18 protein-coding genes and 1 tRNA gene are annotated in these 20121 nt (G+C 41.6%); 11 read left to right on the top strand and 8 right to left on the bottom strand.

The window, feature by feature from the left end:
- Position 1: 1 nt before the first annotated feature.
- The 3 genes from ACIQ6T_RS07745 to ACIQ6T_RS07735 all read right to left on the bottom strand — a co-directional run bounded on the left by ACIQ6T_RS07745 (position 2) and on the right by ACIQ6T_RS07735 (position 2092).
- Positions 2 to 73, bottom strand: a tRNA-Arg gene (locus ACIQ6T_RS07745).
- A gap of 12 nt (positions 74 to 85) precedes the next feature.
- Positions 86 to 802 carry an RluA family pseudouridine synthase gene (locus ACIQ6T_RS07740; RefSeq protein WP_395785324.1) on the bottom strand — a complete coding sequence of 239 codons (717 nt, stop codon included), beginning with the start codon at positions 800 to 802 and terminating at the stop codon, positions 86 to 88.
- A gap of 78 nt (positions 803 to 880) precedes the next feature.
- Positions 881 to 2092, bottom strand: a complete 1212-nt coding sequence (locus tag ACIQ6T_RS07735; protein WP_395785323.1) for an anhydro-N-acetylmuramic acid kinase — start codon at positions 2090 to 2092, stop codon at positions 881 to 883.
- A 161-nt stretch (positions 2093 to 2253) separates the two neighbouring features.
- Here ACIQ6T_RS07735 and lhgO point away from each other — a divergent pair, with 161 nt between their 5' ends.
- The 8 genes from lhgO (at position 2254) to ACIQ6T_RS07695 (ending at position 13005) form a co-directional block, all read left to right on the top strand.
- Entirely contained in the window at positions 2254 to 3456 is a 1203-nt protein-coding gene (gene lhgO, locus ACIQ6T_RS07730; protein ID WP_395785322.1) for an L-2-hydroxyglutarate oxidase, read from the top strand.
- A 144-nt stretch (positions 3457 to 3600) separates the two neighbouring features.
- Positions 3601 to 5349: an ABC transporter ATP-binding protein gene (locus ACIQ6T_RS07725; RefSeq protein ID WP_395785321.1), complete on the top strand. Its 1749-nt coding sequence runs from the start codon at positions 3601 to 3603 to the stop codon at positions 5347 to 5349.
- A 100-nt stretch (positions 5350 to 5449) separates the two neighbouring features.
- Positions 5450 to 7126, top strand: a complete 1677-nt coding sequence (gene ilvD / locus ACIQ6T_RS07720; RefSeq protein WP_395785320.1) for a dihydroxy-acid dehydratase — start codon at positions 5450 to 5452, stop codon at positions 7124 to 7126.
- Positions 7127 to 7211: 85 nt separating this feature from the next.
- A complete protein-coding gene (gene ilvB / locus ACIQ6T_RS07715) occupies positions 7212 to 8954 on the top strand; it encodes a biosynthetic-type acetolactate synthase large subunit (RefSeq protein ID WP_395785319.1) in 1743 nt (580 codons plus the stop codon).
- A 4-nt stretch (positions 8955 to 8958) separates the two neighbouring features.
- Complete coding sequence (gene ilvN / locus ACIQ6T_RS07710; RefSeq protein WP_395785331.1) at positions 8959 to 9489, top strand: acetolactate synthase small subunit; 531 nt, start codon at positions 8959 to 8961, stop codon at positions 9487 to 9489.
- A gap of 32 nt (positions 9490 to 9521) precedes the next feature.
- Positions 9522 to 10565: a ketol-acid reductoisomerase gene (gene ilvC / locus ACIQ6T_RS07705; protein WP_395785318.1), complete on the top strand. Its 1044-nt coding sequence runs from the start codon at positions 9522 to 9524 to the stop codon at positions 10563 to 10565.
- 89 nt (positions 10566 to 10654) lie between these two features.
- Complete coding sequence (gene ilvA / locus ACIQ6T_RS07700; RefSeq protein WP_395785317.1) at positions 10655 to 11665, top strand: threonine ammonia-lyase IlvA; 1011 nt, start codon at positions 10655 to 10657, stop codon at positions 11663 to 11665.
- Between the two features lie 200 nt (positions 11666 to 11865).
- Positions 11866 to 13005, top strand: coding sequence for a 2-isopropylmalate synthase (locus ACIQ6T_RS07695; RefSeq protein WP_395785316.1), 1140 nt, complete (start codon positions 11866 to 11868; stop codon positions 13003 to 13005).
- 34 nt (positions 13006 to 13039) lie between these two features.
- Here ACIQ6T_RS07695 and ACIQ6T_RS07690 read toward each other — a convergent pair whose 3' ends face one another.
- Complete coding sequence (locus tag ACIQ6T_RS07690) at positions 13040 to 14110, bottom strand: mechanosensitive ion channel family protein (RefSeq protein ID WP_395785315.1); 1071 nt, start codon at positions 14108 to 14110, stop codon at positions 13040 to 13042.
- Between the two features lie 18 nt (positions 14111 to 14128).
- Here ACIQ6T_RS07690 and ACIQ6T_RS07685 point away from each other — a divergent pair, with 18 nt between their 5' ends.
- Both ACIQ6T_RS07685 and lptC read left to right on the top strand, forming a co-directional pair.
- A complete protein-coding gene (locus ACIQ6T_RS07685) occupies positions 14129 to 15541 on the top strand; it encodes a hypothetical protein (protein WP_395785314.1) in 1413 nt (470 codons plus the stop codon).
- Positions 15542 to 15551: 10 nt separating this feature from the next.
- Entirely contained in the window at positions 15552 to 16094 is a 543-nt protein-coding gene (lptC, locus tag ACIQ6T_RS07680; RefSeq protein ID WP_395785313.1) for an LPS export ABC transporter periplasmic protein LptC, read from the top strand.
- Here lptC and ACIQ6T_RS07675 read toward each other — a convergent pair.
- Genes ACIQ6T_RS07675 through recN form a run of 4 tightly spaced genes read right to left on the bottom strand, consistent with a single transcriptional unit; the run spans position 16091 to position 19097 of the window.
- Positions 16091 to 16465: a c-type cytochrome gene (locus ACIQ6T_RS07675; RefSeq protein ID WP_395785312.1), complete on the bottom strand. Its 375-nt coding sequence runs from the start codon at positions 16463 to 16465 to the stop codon at positions 16091 to 16093. The two genes, lptC and ACIQ6T_RS07675, sit on opposite strands and share 4 nt — an antisense overlap.
- A complete protein-coding gene (locus ACIQ6T_RS07670; RefSeq protein WP_395785311.1) occupies positions 16462 to 17076 on the bottom strand; it encodes an SCO family protein in 615 nt (204 codons plus the stop codon). The genes ACIQ6T_RS07675 and ACIQ6T_RS07670 overlap by 4 nt, the downstream gene beginning before the upstream one ends.
- The gene (locus tag ACIQ6T_RS07665; RefSeq protein ID WP_395785310.1) at positions 17048 to 17440 is read right to left on the bottom strand and encodes a hypothetical protein; all 393 of its coding nucleotides are present in this window, start codon (positions 17438 to 17440) and stop codon (positions 17048 to 17050) included. The genes ACIQ6T_RS07670 and ACIQ6T_RS07665 overlap by 29 nt, the downstream gene beginning before the upstream one ends.
- Positions 17433 to 19097: a DNA repair protein RecN gene (recN, locus tag ACIQ6T_RS07660; RefSeq protein ID WP_395785309.1), complete on the bottom strand. Its 1665-nt coding sequence runs from the start codon at positions 19095 to 19097 to the stop codon at positions 17433 to 17435. The genes ACIQ6T_RS07665 and recN overlap by 8 nt, the downstream gene beginning before the upstream one ends.
- A gap of 142 nt (positions 19098 to 19239) precedes the next feature.
- On the opposite strand from recN, the gene sucD reads away from it, so the two are divergent.
- Positions 19240 to 20118 (top strand): succinate--CoA ligase subunit alpha, encoded by an 879-nt coding sequence (sucD, locus tag ACIQ6T_RS07655; RefSeq protein WP_395785308.1) that lies wholly within the window; start codon positions 19240 to 19242, stop codon positions 20116 to 20118.
- Positions 20119 to 20121: the final 3 nt, after the last annotated feature.

Raw genomic sequence — 20121 nt, 5'->3', positions numbered from 1 at the left:
GTGGCCCCGGAAGGAATCGAACCTTCATCTTAGGTACCGGAAACCTACATTCTATCCATTGAACTACGGAGCCAAGGCTGCAAATTTACGAAAACTTCTCTAACTGTTTGGTCAATACATTAAAATCTTTCGGGTAGGGCGCCTCTACCGTAATTGGGCTTCCATCCATTAATTTAAAACTCAAACTATGCGCATGAAGTGCCACGCGGCGCATGAGCGGACGTTCCTCCGTATCTTTTTTCAGGTGAAAATTGCGCTTCAAATCAGATAGGTATACTTCTTTTCCCCCATACATCTCATCTGCCACAATCGGAGCATGTAGGCAGGTGAGGTGAATTCGGATTTGATGCATTCGTCCTGTAATGGGCATGCATTCCACGAGTGTGTAGCCTTTGTAAACACGTAACGTCTGAAACCAGGTCTCCGCATGTTTGCCGTTTGTGCGCGCAATAATCACCTTTCCATCTTTGAGTGGAAGAATGGGCAAGTTTACAAGTATGCCATCCCAGTCATGCATGCCTTCCACGACTGCATGGTAGCGTTTCGCCGTTTCACGATGTTCGAATTGCATGGAAATGTGGCGGTATGCCTCGGGGTTTTTGGCAATCACCAAAGCCCCCGTCGTCTCTTTATCCAGCCTGTGACCCACCTGTGCATCTTCCGAGTACACTTTTGCGATACGCAAAATGCTGGGGGCATAATCATCTTTTCGCTCATCCAACGTCGCTATGCCGGATGGTTTATTGATGACTATGAAATCGTCATTTTCAAAAAGAATGTAATCTTGTAATTTGTATTTCATATATCAGTCGCTAGTCACTAGTCGCTAGTCTTTAGTCCGGAGTTTCACCTCTTACCTCTTACCTCTCACCTCTTAATTCTAATTGGGTAAACTTATCTTCCCCATCGTCATCCACGGCGAATCACCCAGTCGGCGCGCCGCTCCCGGGGTCGGGTCCATCAAAGTTTCATTAGCAAGCAATGCGAATAATACAGCTTCTTTTGCCGCTGATTCAATTCCCAAAACCGCTGAATCTTGAATCGTAAATCCAGGCATTAAATTTTTCAAATGCTCCATCATCAACGGGTTCCGCGCACCACCACCACTTACATAAATATGCGCCTGATGTAATCCCGTGTAATGTTGGATTGCCAAAGCGATACTTTCTGCCGTAAAGCGCGTTAATGTCGCTAAGAAATCAGCAGGGATAATATTGGAAGGAGCTAGTTCTTTAATGCGCTCCAAGTTAAAATATTCAGGTCCAGTACTTTTGGGGAATGATTCTTTGAAAAAGGGAAGACCTAATAAGGCGGTTAAAAAATCGGTATTTACTTTACCCGAACGGGCGATTTGAGCATCTTCATCAAAGGATTTTTCTGGATAATGGGTGCGAACCCAAGCATCCATCAACGTATTTCCAGGTCCTGTATCTGTTACCAAGATGGCTTTAGGATCTTGATTGGCCGGCAAGTAGGTGAAATTACCTATGCCCCCAATGTTCAGCAAAATGCGTTCTTCTCCTGCTTGGGTAAATAAAAAATAATCACCAAACATCGCTAATGGAGCACCCTCGCCGCCTGCCGCTATATGTTTTTGTCGAAAATCCGAAAGTGTAATGATTCCAGTTAAATGTGCCAAATGATCCCCATCGCCAATCTGTAAAGTTGAATGAGGTAATTTCCCCGAGCGGTCCGGCCGGTGCATAACCGTCTGACCATGCGAGGCTATTATGTCAACTTCATCCGGTTTGATACCCCATGCTTGCAATGTTTTCAAAATTATGGCGGCATGTGTTCGCGCAATTTGCGCATGCAGGGTACTCAGACTCGGAAAATGGATGTTTTCTTGTGCAAATACGGCACGAATGGAAGTTTTAAAGCTTTCGTCAAAGGAAACAGAATCGAAATGAAGTAGTTCGCATTTCGTCGCTGTCCCCTGGCCCGTAAACCGACAAAGCGCCATATCTAATCCGTCCAACGAGGTACCCGACATGAGGCCCAAGATTACTCGGGAGGGTTGTTGCGCAATGCGATAAAGTTTTTCAATTTGTGGATTCAATAGCTTTGTGCTTAACCCCTCTAGCTTCGCCAATCCTTTGAGGTTTGGCGAAGCTAAAAAAAAAGAGGGAGCACAAAGCTACGAAAAAAACAGCCAAGCGAGGTTGATTTTTCATCAAGGACTTGATAATTAATTGATAATTCCGCCGGAGTATTTTGTATCTTTGGGGCTTATTTATTTTACCTTTCCACCTTATGGCATTAGATGTAATCATCGTCGGCGGAGGCATTGTGGGCCTCGCGACAGCTCACCGTTTATTGGAATCAAAACCAAGTTTGAAAATTGCGCTTTTTGAAAAAGAAGCCACCGTTTCCATGCATCAAACGGGAAATAATTCAGGCGTAATCCATTCCGGACTCTATTACAAACCGGGTTCACTAAAAGCCAAAAATTGCATCGAAGGCTACCATCAATTAATCGAGTATTGCCAAAAAGAAGATATTCCTTTTGAATTAACCGGAAAAGTGGTGGTCGCCAGTACCCAAGAGCAACGCCCTCAATTAGAGACCTTGTTTCAACGTGGTCAAGAAAATGGACTTGGCGGATTGAAGAAATTGTCATTAGCCGAAATGCGCGAATATGAGCCACACGTGACCGGCGTTGAGGGAATGTTTGTACCTCAAACAGGAATTGTCGACTACCGCGCAGTCGCTGTTAGATTAGCGCAAGGGATTCAAGCCAACGGATGTGAATTGCATTTAGGGGAAAAAGTAACCAACATCACCAAAGGGATTACCTATTCTATTGTAGAAACTGAAAAGTCCGTTTACGAGGCAAAACTCATCATCAATTGTGCCGGTTTATATTCCGATCAAGTGGCTCAATGGACGCAAAAAGAGCCATTGGATATACGCATTGTCCCTTTCCGTGGTGAATATTTTAAGTTGAAAAAAGACAAAGAATATTTAGTTAAGAATTTAATTTACCCAGTTCCAGATCCTAATTTCCCTTTCCTCGGTGTGCATTTTACGCGCATGATGCGCGGTGGAGTAGAGGCAGGACCTAATGCAGTTTTGGCATTTAAAAAAGAAGGGTATAAAAAATTAGGCATTAATGCCAAAGAACTGTGGGATACCCTAACCTGGCCAGGATTCCAGAAAGTTGCTGCCAAGTATTGGGAAACGGGTCTCGGTGAAATGTATCGAAGTTTCTCCAAAGAAGCTTTTACCAAAGCCCTACAAGTCCTTATTCCCGAAATTCAAATCGGTGATTTAGTCGAAGGGGGAGCTGGTGTCCGTGCCCAAGCATGCGATCGAAACGGTGGCTTACTCGATGATTTCTCAATTGTTCAAGATGAGAAAGTCATCAATATTTTAAATGCGCCAAGTCCCGCAGCCACTTCTTCGCTTTCGATCGGAAAAACAGTAGCCGAAATGGCGCTGGTGCGGTTTGGGTAAATTTCAAAGACGCGATACTTCGCGTCTTTGAAAAGAAATAGACGCGAAGTATCGCGTCTCTACAGTATAATATTCGCGAAGTATCGCGTCTCCACAAATTTGGCGCGAGTTTTCGCGTCATGGAAAAAATGATCCGTCACCAACATGAAATTATTGCTTAACTACCTTACTCATTACCGTTGGCGTGTTTTTGCAGCTTTAGGTCTCGCTGCCACCAACCAGATTTTTTCCTTGATGGATCCCTATATTTTTCGAAAAATCATCGATGATGTAGCTGCGGTTTATCATGCCGATACACATACAATGGCACAATTCGTAGATGCCATTTGGCCTTTGGCCTTAGCGTCTGTAGGTGTGGCTTTTGTTAGTCGGGTGGCGAAAAACTTTCAAGACTATATGATCAATACGGTTACCCAAAAGGTGGGGGCCAATTTATATTCCGATGGCATCCGTCATTCACTGGAATTGCCATATGAGACTTTTGAAGACCAACGATCCGGCGAAACGCTGGGAAAATTGCAAAAGGTCAGAACCGATGTGGAGAAGTTGATTACGCTAGGCATCAACATCCTATTCCAGTCGGTAATTGCCCTCGTCTTCATCTCAATCTATGCATTTTCCGTGCATTGGATGATTATGCCTTTGTTTTTAGTGACAGGCCCACTTATCGCGTGGGTATCCTCCGTTTTAAGTAAAAAAATCAAAGTCATTCAAATCGAAATAGTCAAAGAATCCACAGGTTTAGCAGGCTCTACGACCGAATCCTTGCGCAATATCGAGTTGGTGAAATCACTGGGTTTAGCCGAACAAGAAATTGCACACTTAAATGCAACCACAGAGAAAATCCTAAAACTCGAATTGAAAAAGGTGCGCTATGTGCGCTCCATGGCCTTCGTGCAAGGGACATGCGTGAACCTTTTGCGTATGCTCATGGTCGTGGTATTGATTTATTTAATCTATCAAGGCAAAATTACCATTGGTCAATTCTACTCACTCAACATCTACTCATTCTTCTTATTTAATCCATTGCAGGAGATCGGAAATGTGGTCAACACCTTCCGCGAAGCCGAGGTATCATTGCAGAATTTTGAACAGATTTTAGCTATTCCTGGCGAACAAAAGCCAGAAAATCCGAAGGCAATTACGCATATTGAAGATTTGACATTTGATCATGTGTCATTCCAACATCAATCCGCAACCCAAGAAGCGCTGTCTGATATTTCCTTTCAAGTCAAAGGTGGCGAAACCATCGCGTTTGTTGGACCATCCGGTGCCGGGAAATCCACGCTAGTGAAATTACTTGTGGGTTTATATCGTCCGAAAAAAGGAAATATATATTACAATGGTGAGCCAGAGAATGCCATTGATTTTGACCAACTGCGTAAAAAAATCGGTTTTGTGACTCAGGATACCCAATTGTTTTCTGGCTCGATTCGTGAGAATTTATTGTTCGTAAATCCTTATGCGACTGATGCGCAATGTTTAGAGGTGTTAGAAAAAGCGGCATGTCAGAGTTTGTTGGCGCGCGCCGACAAAGGCCTTGATTCGCTCATAGGCGAAGGTGGCGTAAAAGTATCAGGAGGGGAGAAGCAACGCTTAAGTATTGCTCGAGCATTATTGCGGGATCCGAATTTATTGGTTTTTGACGAGGCAACTTCAGCGTTAGACTCCTTAACGGAGGAGGAAATCTCCGAAACGATTCGTGCGGTTTCGCAAAATGCGGAGCATTTGACTATCTTGATTGCCCACCGTTTGTCCACGATTATGCATGCCACGCGCATCTATGTTTTGGAGAAAGGGAAAGTGGTCGAATCGGGGAATCATGCTAGTTTGTTGGCCGACAAAGGTTTGTATTACGCCATGTGGCGCCAACAAGTAGGGGAAAACAAATAAATTATTTTGAATTTCCTTGATTAGCCATATATTGTTTGGCAATCCTTTGGCTTGAACAAATCGGATTGCGTATATTTGTTGTTTGAAAAAATTTAATCCTATGTCATTAAACAAATTCTCAAGAACCTTAACTCAAGAAGTGACAAATCCTGCGGCGAAAGCAATGCTTTATGGCATTGGATTAACTGCCGAGGATATGGATAAGGCGCAGATAGGTATTGCCAGTACCGGTTACGAAGGTAATCCATGCAATATGCACTTGAATGGCTTATCTGTTCATGTGAAAAAGGGAATTCAAGAAAATGGCATGGTGGGTTTAATCTTTCACACGATAGGTGTGTCAGATGGCATGACCAATGGAAACGACGGAATGAGTTATTCGTTACCATCTCGTGACATTATTGCCGATTCAATTGAAAATGTTGTGGGGGCACAATGGTACGATGGTGTTATAGCAGTCGTGGGTTGTGATAAAAATATGCCTGGAGCGATGATGGCTTTAGCACGTTTGAATCGTCCAGGAATGTTGGTTTATGGTGGTACCATTCGGTCGGGAATCTACAAAGGTGAAAAATTGGATATTGTATCAGCTTTCGAAGCGCTGGGCAAGAAATATGCGGGTACCATTTCAGATGAAGATTATGAAGGGGTTATTCGGAATTCAATTCCGGGTGCGGGTGCTTGTGGAGGCATGTACACAGCGAATACGATGGCATCTTCCATGGAGGCAATGGGCTTAGTTTTGCCAAATTCCTCGACATACCCAGCTACGCACGAAGGAAAGAAAGCAGAGTGTTTGGCAATCGGTGCAGCGATGAAAATATTGTTGGAGAAAAATATCTGTCCGCGCGACATCATGACCCGACATGCATTTGAGAATGCGATGACGGTGGTTATGGCTTTGGGTGGAAGTACCAATGCGGTATTACATTATTTAGCTATTGCGCATTCGGCCGGAGTGGAATTTACGTTGAAAGACATTCAAGACATTTCAGATCGTACACCATTGATGGCTGATTTGAAGCCTTCAGGAAAATATTACATGGAGGATGTTTTGGCGATTGGTGGAATGCCCGCGATCTTAAAATATTTGTGGAAGGAAGGTTATTTGCATGGTGAATGTTTGACTGTGACAGGTAAAACAATGGCTGAAAATTTAGCGGATGCGCCAGATTTGGATTTTGATTTACAAAAAATCATTTTTCCAAAATCGAAGGCATTGAAATCATCTGGCCATATTCAAGTCTTGTATGGTAATTTAGCCACAGAAGGCGCCATTGCGAAGATTACAGGAAAAGAAGGCGAGCGATTTGAGGGGCTAGCGAAAGTGTGCGATCGCGAGGAGGATGTGATGGAATTTTTATCCAAAGGAGAGATTAAAGCAGGGCATGTAGTCGTTATTCGTAATGAAGGACCTAAAGGAGGACCGGGTATGCCGGAAATGTTAAAGCCAACCTCTGCTTTGATGGGAGCTGGGTTAGGTAATTCGGTAGCCATGATTACCGATGGCCGCTTCTCAGGAGGCACGCATGGATTTGTTGTGGGTCACGTAACGCCAGAAGCACAAGATGGGGGGAATATCGCCTTGGTGAAAGATGGAGATAAGATTACAATCGATGCAGTTGACAATAAAATCATTTTACACGTGTCAGATGAGGAGTTAGCAGAACGTCGGAAGGCATGGAAACCATTGGTTTCACCGCATACATCAGGCGTTTTACGGAAGTATATCAAAAATGTTGCCTCAGCGAGTTTAGGCTGTGTGACAGATTTATAAAAAATAATAATTACCCTTTTTTTCTATCATGGGATGGCTTAATTTAGCCTTTCCTTGATTTTAAAAACCAAATAGAATGAATACCATGGGACAAACCCAAACGCAGACTGCTGATTCGAACCAGGCCGACCAGAAAAAATTCTTGACGGGCGCTCAGGCGATTATGGAATCTTTGGTTGCGCAAGGGGTTACGACTATTTTTGGGTATCCGGGGGGTGCGATTATGCCAACCTACGATGCGCTATTTGATTATCAAGATCGGTTGAAGCACATATTAGTGCGTCATGAGCAGGGTGCTGGTCATGCGGCGCAAGGCTATGCACGTATGCTGAATAAAGCAGGCGTTTGCATGGTAACTTCAGGTCCTGGAGCGACCAATTTGATTACTCCGATTGCTGATGCGATGTTGGACTCAACGCCCTTAGTATGTCTTGTGGGCCAAGTTAAAGGAAATTTACTCGGTACAGATGCGTTTCAAGAATGTGATTTAATGGGTATTTCCATGCCGGTGACGAAATGGAATTATCAGGTTATGGATCCCAACGAGATTCCTGAAATCATCGCCAAAGCATTTTATATCGCAGAATCGGGTCGTCCCGGTCCAGTATTGATTGATATTACACGCACCGCTCAGTCTGAAATGATGACGGAGCCCTTTAAATTCACACCTTGCACATCCATTATCTCGTATAAACCACGTATCGAGCCGAAGAAGGAGCATTTAGAGGCAGCTGCTAAGTTGATCAACGGGGCAAAAAAACCCTATATTTTAGCTGGTCACGGAATCATTATCTCAGGAGCAGAAAAAGAATTAAATGAATTAGTTGACAAAGCGGGAATTCCCGTGGCGACAACTTTATTAGGTATGTCCTCCATGGATGCGGATCACCCCATGTTTGTTGGCTGGCCCGGCATGCATGGAAATTACGGCGCTAATGTATTAACAAATTCATGTGATGTGCTTATTGCTATCGGCATGCGTTTTGATGACCGGATAACGGGGGATTTGTCTACGTATGCAAAACAGGCGAAAGTAGTTCACATTGAGATTGATCCGGCGGAAGTTGATAAAAATGTCAAGGCAGATGCACCCGTTGTGGGGGATGCCAAAGCCGCTTTGCGTGCGCTTTTGCCGTTAATTAAGCCTGCGGAACATAAAGCATGGCGTGCGGAATTTGACGCATTTGATAAAGAAGAATATGAAAAGATTACCTTGAAAGATGTATTTCATGATGGGGATCTAATTAAAATGGGTGAAGCTATTGCCATGTTGTCTGATAAGACAAAAGGGGAGGCTGTGATTGTAACGGATGTAGGTCAACATCAAATGGTGACTAACCGGTATTATCGGTTTAAGAAAAGGAATTCAAGTGTGACATCAGGTGGAGCAGGAACGATGGGTTTTGCCCTACCGGCGGCATTTGGGGCAAAAGTAGCGGTTCCAGAACGCGAAGTTGTGGCTGTGATTGGAGACGGTGGATTTCAGATGACTTTACAAGAATTGGGTACGATCGCACAAAGTAAATTGCCCGTTAAAATCATTATTCTAAATAATAATTTCTTAGGAATGGTGCGTCAGTGGCAAGAGTTGTTTCATGCACGTCGTTATTCTTTCGTTGAATTAGAAAATCCAGATTTTATTATGATAGCCAAAGGTTTTGGCATTGAAGGTCATAAAGTATCTGATCGCGGTTTGTTAAGTGAGTCGCTAGACACCCTATTGAATTCCGAGACGCCTTATATTTTAGAAATTGTATGTGAAAAAGAGGGAAATGTTTTCCCAATGGTGCCTTCGGGCAGTACCGTAACCAATGTGAGGCTAGAGTAATATGTTGACAAATTATACACTTTCTGTATTTACCACGAACACGGTAGGTTTATTAAATCGAATTACGATCATTTTCACGCGTCGCCGACTGAACATTGAGAGTTTAACGGTTTCAGAAACAGAGCGTCTTGGCGTTTCACGATTTACGATTGTTATTCGAAATGAAAATCGGGATGTCGTAGAGAAGTTGGTGCGCCAAATCCGAAAAGTAACGGATGTCCTAGCGGTATATGGTTATTTGGATGATGAAATTATTTACAATGAAGTAGCCCTTTTTAAGTTGGCAACGCCACTTGGTGGCGAGCCGATTGACGTGAAAACGATCAATTTAGATTGGAATGCTAAAGTGGTCCATTGGGGATTGGAATATGTTGTGGTAGAGAAAAATGGAACGGGTGATGAATTAGGTGAATTTTATAACTACTTGAAAAAGTGGGAAATATTAGAGTATATCAAATCGGGTCGTATTGCTGTAGGTAAGACGGAAAAAGGTTTGGTAGAATTTCTTCCCGAGGGTAATTGGGAAATCGTATAATCGAAAAAGTTTATAAATTAAAAGACAAAAAAATGGCAAAGATTAATTTCGGTGGAGTTGTTGAAGACATCGTAACACGAGAAGAGTTTCCTTTAGAGAAAGCTAGACAAGTATTAGCAGATCAAACAATTGCTGTAATTGGCTATGGCGTTCAAGGTCCAGGTCAGGCGCTTAACATGAAAGACAATGGTCTGAATGTAATCGTAGGTCAACGTAAAGGTAAAACTTATGACAAAGCTGTTGCTGACGGTTGGGTTCCAGGAGTAACTTTATTCGAAATCGAAGAAGCATTGGAAAAAGGAACGATTATTTGTTACCTACTTTCGGATGCTGCTCAAATCGAATTATGGCCAACGGTTAAGAAATATTTGACGGCTGGTAAGTCGCTTTACTTCTCACATGGATTTGGAATTACGTATAAAGAAAAAACTGGAATCGTTCCTCCGGCGGATGTAGATGTATTCTTAGCTGCTCCAAAAGGATCTGGTACATCCTTGCGTCGTTTGTTCGTAGCTGGTAAAGGCTTGAACTCTTCATTCGCTGTATACCAAGATGCAACAGGAAAAGCACGTGAAAAGTGTATCGCTATGGCGATTGGTGTAGGTTCCGGATATTTATTTGAAACTGATTTCTACAAAGAAGTTACGTCTGACTTAACTGGTGAGCGTGGAACTCTAATGGGTGCTATTCAAGGAATTTTCGCTGCACAATACGAAGTGTTACGCGCGAACGGTCACTCTCCATCAGAAGCATTCAACGAAACAGTGGAGGAATTAACGCAATCGTTAATGCCATTAGTGGCTGAAAATGGAATGGATTGGATGTATGCCAATTGTTCTACGACGGCGCAACGTGGTGCTTTGGATTGGTGGAAACCTTTCCGCGACGCGACTAAGCCTGTATTTGAGAAGTTATACAACTCTGTGAAAACGCAAGCAGAAGCAGAGCGTTCAATTACATTGAATTCGCAACCGGATTACCGCGTGAAATTAGATGCTGAATTAAAAGAAATGGCAGATATGGAGATGTGGAGAGCAGGTGCTGCGGTACGTAGCTTACGTCCCGAAAACAACTAAATTTAACTCGATTTAAAAGGAGTCGCTTGGATCTTTCCAAGCGACTTTTTTTATTGTCGTGCTTTTGCTTTTTTGTACATTTGCGAAGCATGGAATTCAACAAACTTAATCACCGTCCAAGCCTTAAAGAAATCAAACAAGCTGCTAAACAAATCCAAGAGGTCGTTCGCGAATCTCCATTGGAATATGCATCTCGTTTGTCTGAACGGTACGGAGCAAACATTTATCTAAAGCGAGAAGATTTGCAGGATGTTCGATCCTATAAAATTCGGGGTGCCTTCCATAAAATTTCAAGTATCCCCGTCGAATTACGCGCTCAAGGAATTGTAGCTGCTTCTGCAGGAAATCACGCGCAAGGCGTAGCACTCGCCTGTGCACTTTTGGGGATTCAAGCATATATTTTTATGCCTAAAAATACCCCTCTGCAAAAATTGGAGGCTGTACGACTTCATGGTCAAGAACGCGTTAAGATTAAATTAGTTGGAGAAACCTTTGACGAGGCTTATGCAGCATCACGTACTTTTTGTGCAAATAATCAAGCAATTTACATTCCTCCATTTGATGACTTTGATATCATTGCTGGCCAAGCCACTGTTTGTCTTGAAATCCTAGATCAAGTTCCTGAATCACTTGATTACCTTTTTTTAGCTGTTGGCGGTGGCGGTTTGGCCGCTGGCTCAGCCCTGATACTCGACTATTTATCACCTAATACGCGTCTAATTGCTGTGGAGCCAGAAAAAGCAGCATCGTTAACTATAGCCATGACACATGGTGCTCCTATGGCTTTGCAGGAAATTGATTCATTTGTGGATGGCGCAGCGGTTAAACGCATGGGAGACAAAACGTTTGGAATTATTCAAAATCGAATCGATCGTATTTTAACTATTGAAAAAAGCCATTTGTGTCAAACCATGCTAGATTTGTATCAATTTTATGGGATGATCGTTGAACCCGCTGGAGCGTTATCGGTGGCTGCTTTATCCACCATCGCAACTGAAATTAAAGGCAAGACCGTTGTTTGTGTAGTTTCTGGAGGAAATTTTGACCCGAAGCGTTTCCCTGAAATTCGCGAATTCGCAAAAAATGTACAAAAAGAATAATTTATTTCAAATTTTTCGCTCCAATATAAAATTAGATTTAAGACTATTTGTCTTTTTAATTTATTTTTATAGATAAAAAATCTATTATTACCCTTATTTATTAGTATATGTAGTTAATTAGTCTAATTACTGTTCATGCGTGTAATTGCTTCTTAGTATAAAATAATTTAGTTTTACGCTCTAATTTGTAAACAAGCCGCATGAGTAATCGCATTCAAATTTTTGATACTACGCTTCGAGATGGAGAACAAGTTCCAGGTTGTCAGTTAAACCGAGAGGAAAAAGTTGAGGTTGCTAAAGAGCTTGAAAAATTAGGCGTTGATATCATAGAGGCTGGTTTTCCCATTTCATCTCCTGGTGATTTTGCTTCGGTAAAAGCCATTGCAGAATCGGTGACAGAGTCGACTGTTTGTGCGTTAACGCGCGCTAAAAAAGAAGATATAGATGCTGCTGTAGCAGCCTTACAATCAGCTCGTCGTCCGCGTATTCATACGGGAATCGGTTCATCAGACGTTCATATTAAACATAAGTTTAATTCAACTCGCGAAGAAATTATCGAGCGTGGGGTGTGGGCTGTAAAGTATGCCAAATCCTTCGTAGAAGATGTAGAATTCTTTGCCGAAGATGCTGGTCGGGCCGATTTACCTTTCCTTGCTAAATTAACTTCTGAGGTTATCAAAGCGGGTGCGACGGTTGTCAACTTGCCTGATACGACTGGATATCTATTGCCAAATCAAATGTTTGATCGCATCACTTATTTGTTTCAACATGTTGATAATATTCATCAGGCAACAATTTCCATGCACAATCACAATGATTTAGGATTAGCGACGGCAAATACCATGGCGGGTATTCAAGCAGGTGCGCGTCAAGTGGAAGTAACGATCAATGGAATTGGAGAGCGCGCTGGAAATACCTCATTGGAGGAGGTTGCCATGATCTTAAATGTTCACAAAGATTTGGGATATACGACAGGAATTAATCCGAAATATTTATACCCAACAAGTTGCTTGGTTTCGAATTTGATGGGTATGCCTGTGCAGGCCAACAAAGCCGTTGTGGGCGCTAATGCTTTTGCTCATTCATCAGGTATCCATCAGGATGGATTTTTAAAGCATGCGCAAAATTATGAAATCATGAATCCGGAGGATGTGGGTGTGCCCTCATCCGCCATTTTGTTAACTTCTCGTTCAGGGCGGGCGGCACTACGTCACCGACTAAACATCTTAGGATTTGATTTTGAAAAACCTGAATTGGACAAAATCTATACACGTTTCCTACTGATGGCTGACGCGCGCAAAATGATTCATGATGAAGATCTGAAAGAGTTAGTTGGTTAATCAACCATCCAAGGGACGCGCAAGTGTCCCTTTTTTATTTCACGCTACTGGCCAATTTGATTTGATTAGCCTCTAGAATTTGTAGAATTTGCAAATTGATTTCTTGTTTCACTAGTTGGAATTTAGCAAAGTCTTTCGTTTGCACAAAGAAGGTTACGCTGATTTCCAGCGCGTACAAGCCGAATCCCTCAAACACAACTTTAGGTGCTTTCTTTTTACATAAAGCATCTTCAAGAATTGTTTTTTCAATGGCTGCGATGGCAGGTTCAATTTGATTCGTTTGCGTTTGAAGGTCACAGGTTAAGGTAAATTTAGCCCGACGGAATTCGCGATCTGTCAAATTTTCAAGGGACTGCGATGTAAGCAATCGGTTTGGAATCACAATTAAATTTCCATCCACGCCTCGAAGGCGCGTACTACGAAAGCCAATTTTTTCGATGTCGCCGGAGATTGTGCCAACTTGAATTGTGTCACCTACTACGAAGGGCAGGTCCAAAAAAATAGTAAAGGAGGCAAATAGATTTTCGAGCGTTTCTCTCGCGGCTAAAGCAAGCGCTAAACCACCTAAACCTACCCCTGTAATTAAGGCAACTACATCTACTTCGAAAATACGACCGAGTAAAACAAAACTCGCACCGGTGATAATAAAGACCAAGGATAGGTCGTTGATAAACGGAATGAATTGCTGTTTTGCTTTCTCGCCTACCCCCTTCCATTTTTCTTGAGCGACCAAAATACCCACTTTCATTAAGCGAATGATTACCCATGTGAAAGAAAGAATAAGCGTTGTTTCAAAGGTCTTTTTAACTAAATATAATAGGCCAAATTTATCTATTGACGCGATATTCCAGGTTTGTGGTATATGTAAGTTTTGAGATGCCAGATAGAGGAATACCCAAAAGAGTAATAACTCAAAGGGCTTTCGTAATAATTGAATACAATCTTGAATAGAGACCGATTCTACAGGAATGAATCGGTATACAAGTTTAGAAAACGAATTGGAAATAAAACGGCGAATTAAAATCCCTACAAGCAAAACTCCCAAAAATGCGAGTAAATCAAATGCAGTATTTTCAAGCCATACCCATTTATGTAATCTTTCCATACATCATGAAAACAAATTATGATTTCAAATATAGCTAATATCTTATTCGATTATGAAAAAAATTACGACCTTTGCAGACTTGAATTATATAATAGAGCCGATTTTAACCGCATGATTTACAAGCAATTGATTTATACCCAACTTTCTAAAAAGGCTCTCCGAGTATTTTTTTGTGCCTCATTTTGTTTTTCATTTGGCATTTCTCAAACGTCCTTCGCGCAGACTATTGTAAATTCTCCGCTCTCTTACATAGGTATGGGTGAAATCTATCCTGCCGAAACACCTTCAAATTCCATGATGGGAGGAATTGGAATTTCCAATTCGAATGGAATCTACTCGAATCAAATGAATCCAGCGTTACTAGCTCGAAACCGTTACACGGTATTAGAAGCTGGAATTAATGCGGAATTGAAAAATATGCAAGATTACCGTCAGCGCCAACAGGTCTTGGGGGGTAATTATCAATCATTTAGTTTAACCTTACCCATGTCAAATCGCTGGTCCATGTCAATTGGGATTCGTCCGCATTCTAATGTTAATTATGAGACTAAATCATACCGAAGATTAAATGTTTTAGGTGTAGATAGTTTGATTTATGGCTACAAGGGAACAGGGGGCGTAAGTAAATTAACAATGAATCATGGCGTTCGTATTGGAAAAGAATTTTACATCGGATTAGAAACTGCGTATTTATTTGGAACAGTTTCGCGTCAAGTATCAACGCAAAATTTGTCTGATGGGCAATACTACAAGATACAACTAGAAAATGTGACACGTTATTCTGACTTTTCATTTAAAGCGGGAATAGCCTATCGGCACATGATTAAAAATGATATTTTCCTTAATCTAGGAGCGACATTTGATTTATCTAATCAGCTAGGTGCAACGAATTTACGTCGTTTTGCCACCTTAGATTTGACGGGATTAAATGTGATTAATTCGGATACACTTGAAAAAGAGACGAAGTTCAATCAAAAAATTCCTGTTGCCCAGCGCATTGGCATTAGTTTAGAGCGACCAGCAGTATGGATGGTTGGCGTTGATTATTCACGCACAAATTGGACTGCTATTCAAAATAATTTAGGCCGTTCAGCCAAATTACCTACGACCTCAACAATTGCCTTTGGTGCGGAATATACGCCCGATTTTGAATCCATTTCAAATTTTTTCAAACGAACTACCTACCGTGTAGGTTACAGTTATGCAACAACCCCATATGATTTTGCGGGGAATGGGCGTTTTGCGAAAGATGAATTTGTTAGCGGAGGATTCGCTTTCCCATTACGTAATTTCTTGAATTACATTAACATTTCATACCAGTTCGGCCGAAGAGGGTTGTTGGCCGACAACGCCCTTGAAGAACAATACCAGCGCGTTGTGATAGGATTAACTTTAGGAGATGCTTGGTTCCAGAAAGTCAAACTAAACTAATATCGTATCCATGCGCCAGCTTCGGATTATTTATTTGTTCGGTTGGGTCATTTGCCTTCTCGCTTGCAGCGAACAAAAGAAATCTGTTAACTTAATATTTAAAGGTCCGAAATCAGAACTTTCAGGTATTGATATGATTTATTCTGATTCTGCCCGTGCAGTTGTTCGCATGGTAACGGAGAGTCAAATTACGACGCCAACGGAAGATCGAATTTACCCCAAAGAGATGAAACTTTGGTTTTATGATAAATTGGGAAATGTAACCTCGATGATTCGAGGAGATTCTGCGCATTTTTTTCGACAAACTAATTCGTACCGTTTAATGGGTCATGTGGTTATCAATAACCAATTAAAAGGGGAGCTGATTAAGACGGATGAGTTTACCTGGTTGCCAGGGGAAAAGCGTATTTTCACAGAAAAATCCGTTTCAATCAAAACGCGGACGGATATTATTCACGGCGTAGGCTTAGACGCAGCGCAAGATTTTTCAACGTACTCGTTGCGGCATGTGACTAATTCTATTTTGACCGTAGATGAATTACCCACTAATTAATCTACCCCCTTCAATGCGATTCTAGTTGAGTCAAATGAAAAAATTTGCTCATTATTTCCCCACTCATGGCGCATAAACGTGATTATTTCAGCAATGTCAATCGCATGTAATTTCGGATTCGCAGGCATGTAACCTGACGCAGATTTACGCCCTTGTTTGATTAACTTGGCCAGATCGGGAGCAGGAATTTTACTTTTTGTGATAGCTGGATATAAATTTCGAAGACCTAGCCCATTAGATTGGTGGCAATTAGCACAATTGTTTTCATATTGAACTCTCCCTTCAATCACATATTGCTCATGGAGAATCTCCTCTTTAGACTTGCAGGCGATAAAACTAAAAGCCAAAGCGGCTAACAATATGTGTTTCATTTTAGTAAGATTTCTAAATCTTCAATTAGGTGATTTACTTCTTCTTCTTTTGTTCCATCGTAAATTCCACGGATGTGACGCTGCTTATCCACTAGGATAAAGGCACCGCTGTGCACAAATCCACCTACCTCATTTTTATCTTCTTGTGTTGTCACCATATAGCTTTTTTCACCCAAGGCATAAATGGCTTTTTTGTCACCTGTCAGCATGTTCCAGCGCGGAGCTTTTACGTCTAAGCGACTCGCATATTGCCTTAAAATATAAGGTTTGTCAAAATCAGGATCAATGCTGTGCGATAGGATTCGAATTTGATCATTCGTTGCATAACGTTCATAAATACGCAGCAACTGCGTTTTCATTTTTGGACAAATCGTTGGACACGTCGTAAAAAAGAAGTCGGCAATGTAGATTTTCCCCTCCATGTCTTTTTCGCTCACCCAGATTGAATCTTGATTAAGAAATCTAAACGGAGGTATTTGGTGGTAAATCGTATCTGTTTTTCCGCCAATAACTCGTGTTTGATGCCTTCCTAAAAAGGGTAGTTTTTTGTCTTGCGAGCAACTCAACGAGAAAAATAAAAGACTAGCGAGAAAGATACGTTTTAGCGGCATGAAGACTTGAGTCTGTTGATGTTTTTAATCGGGTTAGCGCAGAATATTGTGATTGAAGGTAGGTGACTTTTTCGCCAACGGCCAATTTAGATAAGCTGTCAAGTGAAAACTGATGCATCCATTCCATCATAGAATCATCTGCCTGATCTAGCGCATGGATAATTTGTTTAATGTGCACAGAATCTTTTCCTTTGGAAATGCTATCTAAGGATGATTTGAATGAAATCAATTGTTCGGTTTGCGGCATTAACGTATCGTGAAGTTTCAATACTTTTTCTTGTAATGCGGAACTCAATTTTTCTTCAGCAGTCGTACACGCAAAAGCTGTCGTAAGGAAGACTAACGTAACGATTTTTTTAAGCATGATTTGATTGAATTAATTTTCGAACATTTTCTTTAAGCTCAACATATCCTTTCGTCCCTCCAATCATTTTCGCAATTTCATCCACGCGATCTTCACCTTTCAGTTCTCTCAGGCTAGAAACTGTTTTTTCACCTGCATGATCCTTATAAACGAACCAATGATGTGCACCCGCTGCTGCGATTTGGGGTAGGTGGGTAATGGCAATGATTTGATGTGAATGGCTCATTTGTGTTAACATTTGGCCAATTTTAATTGCAATTTCACCTGAAACGCCCGTATCTATTTCATCTAAAATGAGGGTAGGCATGGCACGCTTTTCGGCTAATAAATGTTTGATCGAAAGCATGAGTCGGCTCATTTCTCCTCCCGACGCAATTTGACGAAATGGCTTGGGTGCCAATCCTTTGTTTGCTGAAAACAATAATTGGATTTTATCAATCCCTGACATTTGTATTTCTTGTTCCCGTATTTCCCAATCGAGCGTTGCGTTTGGAATGCCGAGTGCTTGTAGTGATTCTTGTAATTTTTGGGTGATGGGTTGATAGACCTCCCTGCGGTTAGCTTGTAATTGAGCAGCTTGAGTTTGGGCTAATTTAAAGGTTGATGCTACCTGTTTTTCTGCCAAAGCCAGTGCTTCGTCTAGATTGGCATGACTTGAAATCTGATTGTCAATGTCATCACGAAGCTGAATCAATTGGTCAATCTCACGTAACTGGTATTTTTGAAGTAGACGATTTAGTAAATCAAGTCGCTGTTGAGATTGGATTAATTCGTTCGGGTCAGACTGGAAATTTTCAGCTTCTCGTTCGATCTCGTTGGCCAAATCTTTTGTCTCTAGCCAAATACTCTCTAACCTTTTTTGCCAGCTCGCATAATCCTCTCCAAATTTACTTAGCACATTAACTTGTTGTAATGCGGCACGCATTTGCTCAACCGTTGATATATCAGCTGCGCTCATTAAATTAGCCAGCTGCGCTAGTCTTTCGTTGATTTGCTCGGCGTTTTGTCCTTTTTCTACCTGGGAACGAAGCGTTTCATATTCAGTAGGAAGGAGATTTGCATCGCTTAATTCTTGGAATTGAAATTGCAAAAAATCTAGTCCTTGCGTTCCTTCAGCTGCTTTTTTTTGTAATGCTTGCAGGTCTTTTGTCGCTTGATTGTATAGTCGGTAACTCGTTTGGTAGGCCAATTTAAGCGTCTGGTTTTGCGCAAAACTGTCAACTAACTCCAGTGTAAAATCTGTATTAGCGAGCCACCAGGTGTCTTGTTGGGAATGTATGTCAACCAATTCTTGGCCAATTTTTTTTAGCGAATCTAAGTTGACCGGACTGTCATTTACGAATGTACGTGATTTACCTTGTGGATTAATTTCACGTCGGATAATACATGGTTCTTCGAAATCAATGCCTTCTTCTTCGAAAATTTGTTGAATGTGCGGATACGGCGCTACTGAAAATGTGCCTTCAATAATGCACTTTTTTTCTGGGTCAAAGAGGGATTTTCCATCGGATCGGGCACCCATGAGTAGGGAGATTGCACCTAGCAAAATGGATTTGCCGGCACCTGTTTCTCCTGTGATCACACTCAAGCCGTTGGACAGGCTCAAATTAATTGAGTCTATGAGGGCGTAATTTTGAATGTGCAGGTGCTTAATCATGTAATGGTATTCGAATTCGAATTTACACAAAAATATGTTGTTCGATTTTTTATTTCCAAGCTTAAAAGGTTTTTGATGAATTTTATCAATAATTTGTACCTTTGGAAAAATTTCTTGCCTACGTATATTTAACCCCTACCCAATGAGTGTTTTAGTTAACAAGAATTCGAAAATTATTGTCCAAGGATTTACCGGAACTGAAGGTACCTTTCATGCCGAACAAATGATTGCCTACGGTACGCAGGTTGTAGGCGGGGTTACTCCAGGAAAAGGTGGTGGTTCTCATTTAGATAAGCCTATTTTTAATACGGTTTCAGAAGCGGTTGCTAAAACGGCAGCGGATACGTCTATCATTTTTGTTCCGCCTGCATTTGCTGCAGACGCAATTATGGAGGCTGCAGAAGCTGGTATTAAAGTGATTATTTGTATCACGGAAGGAATTCCGACGAAAGATATGATCATTGCGAAAGAATATATTCAAAATTTTGATTGCCGATTAATCGGTCCTAATTGCCCGGGTGTGATGACAGCTGAAGAATGTAAAGTAGGCATTATGCCTGGTTTTATTTTCCAGAAAGGTCGGGTGGGTATCGTTTCCAAATCAGGTACTTTAACCTATGAGGCAGTAGATCAATTAACTAAAGCTGGATTAGGCCAAACAACTGCTATCGGAATCGGTGGTGATCCTATTATTGGTACAACCACCAAAGAAGCGGTTGAACTTTTAATGAATGATCCAGAAACAGAGGGTATTGTGATGATTGGAGAAATTGGTGGAGGCATGGAAGCTGAAGCAGCACTTTGGATTAAAGCAGACGGGAATCGTAAACCGGTCGTAGGCTTTATCGCTGGCCAAACAGCCCCAAAAGGACGCCGAATGGGTCATGCGGGTGCGATTATTGGTGGGGCGGATGATACGGCAGAAGCAAAAATGAAGATCATGAAAGAATGTGGAATTCATGTTGTTTATTCTCCTGCAGATATTGGTGAAACGATGATTAAGGCGTTAGCTGGAAAATAATAA

Origin of the sequence: Aquirufa sp., from assembly GCF_044377215.1 — a bacterium.
GTDB lineage: Bacteria > Bacteroidota > Bacteroidia > Cytophagales > Spirosomataceae > Aquirufa.
This window is presented reverse-complemented; position numbering and strand designations above follow the sequence as displayed.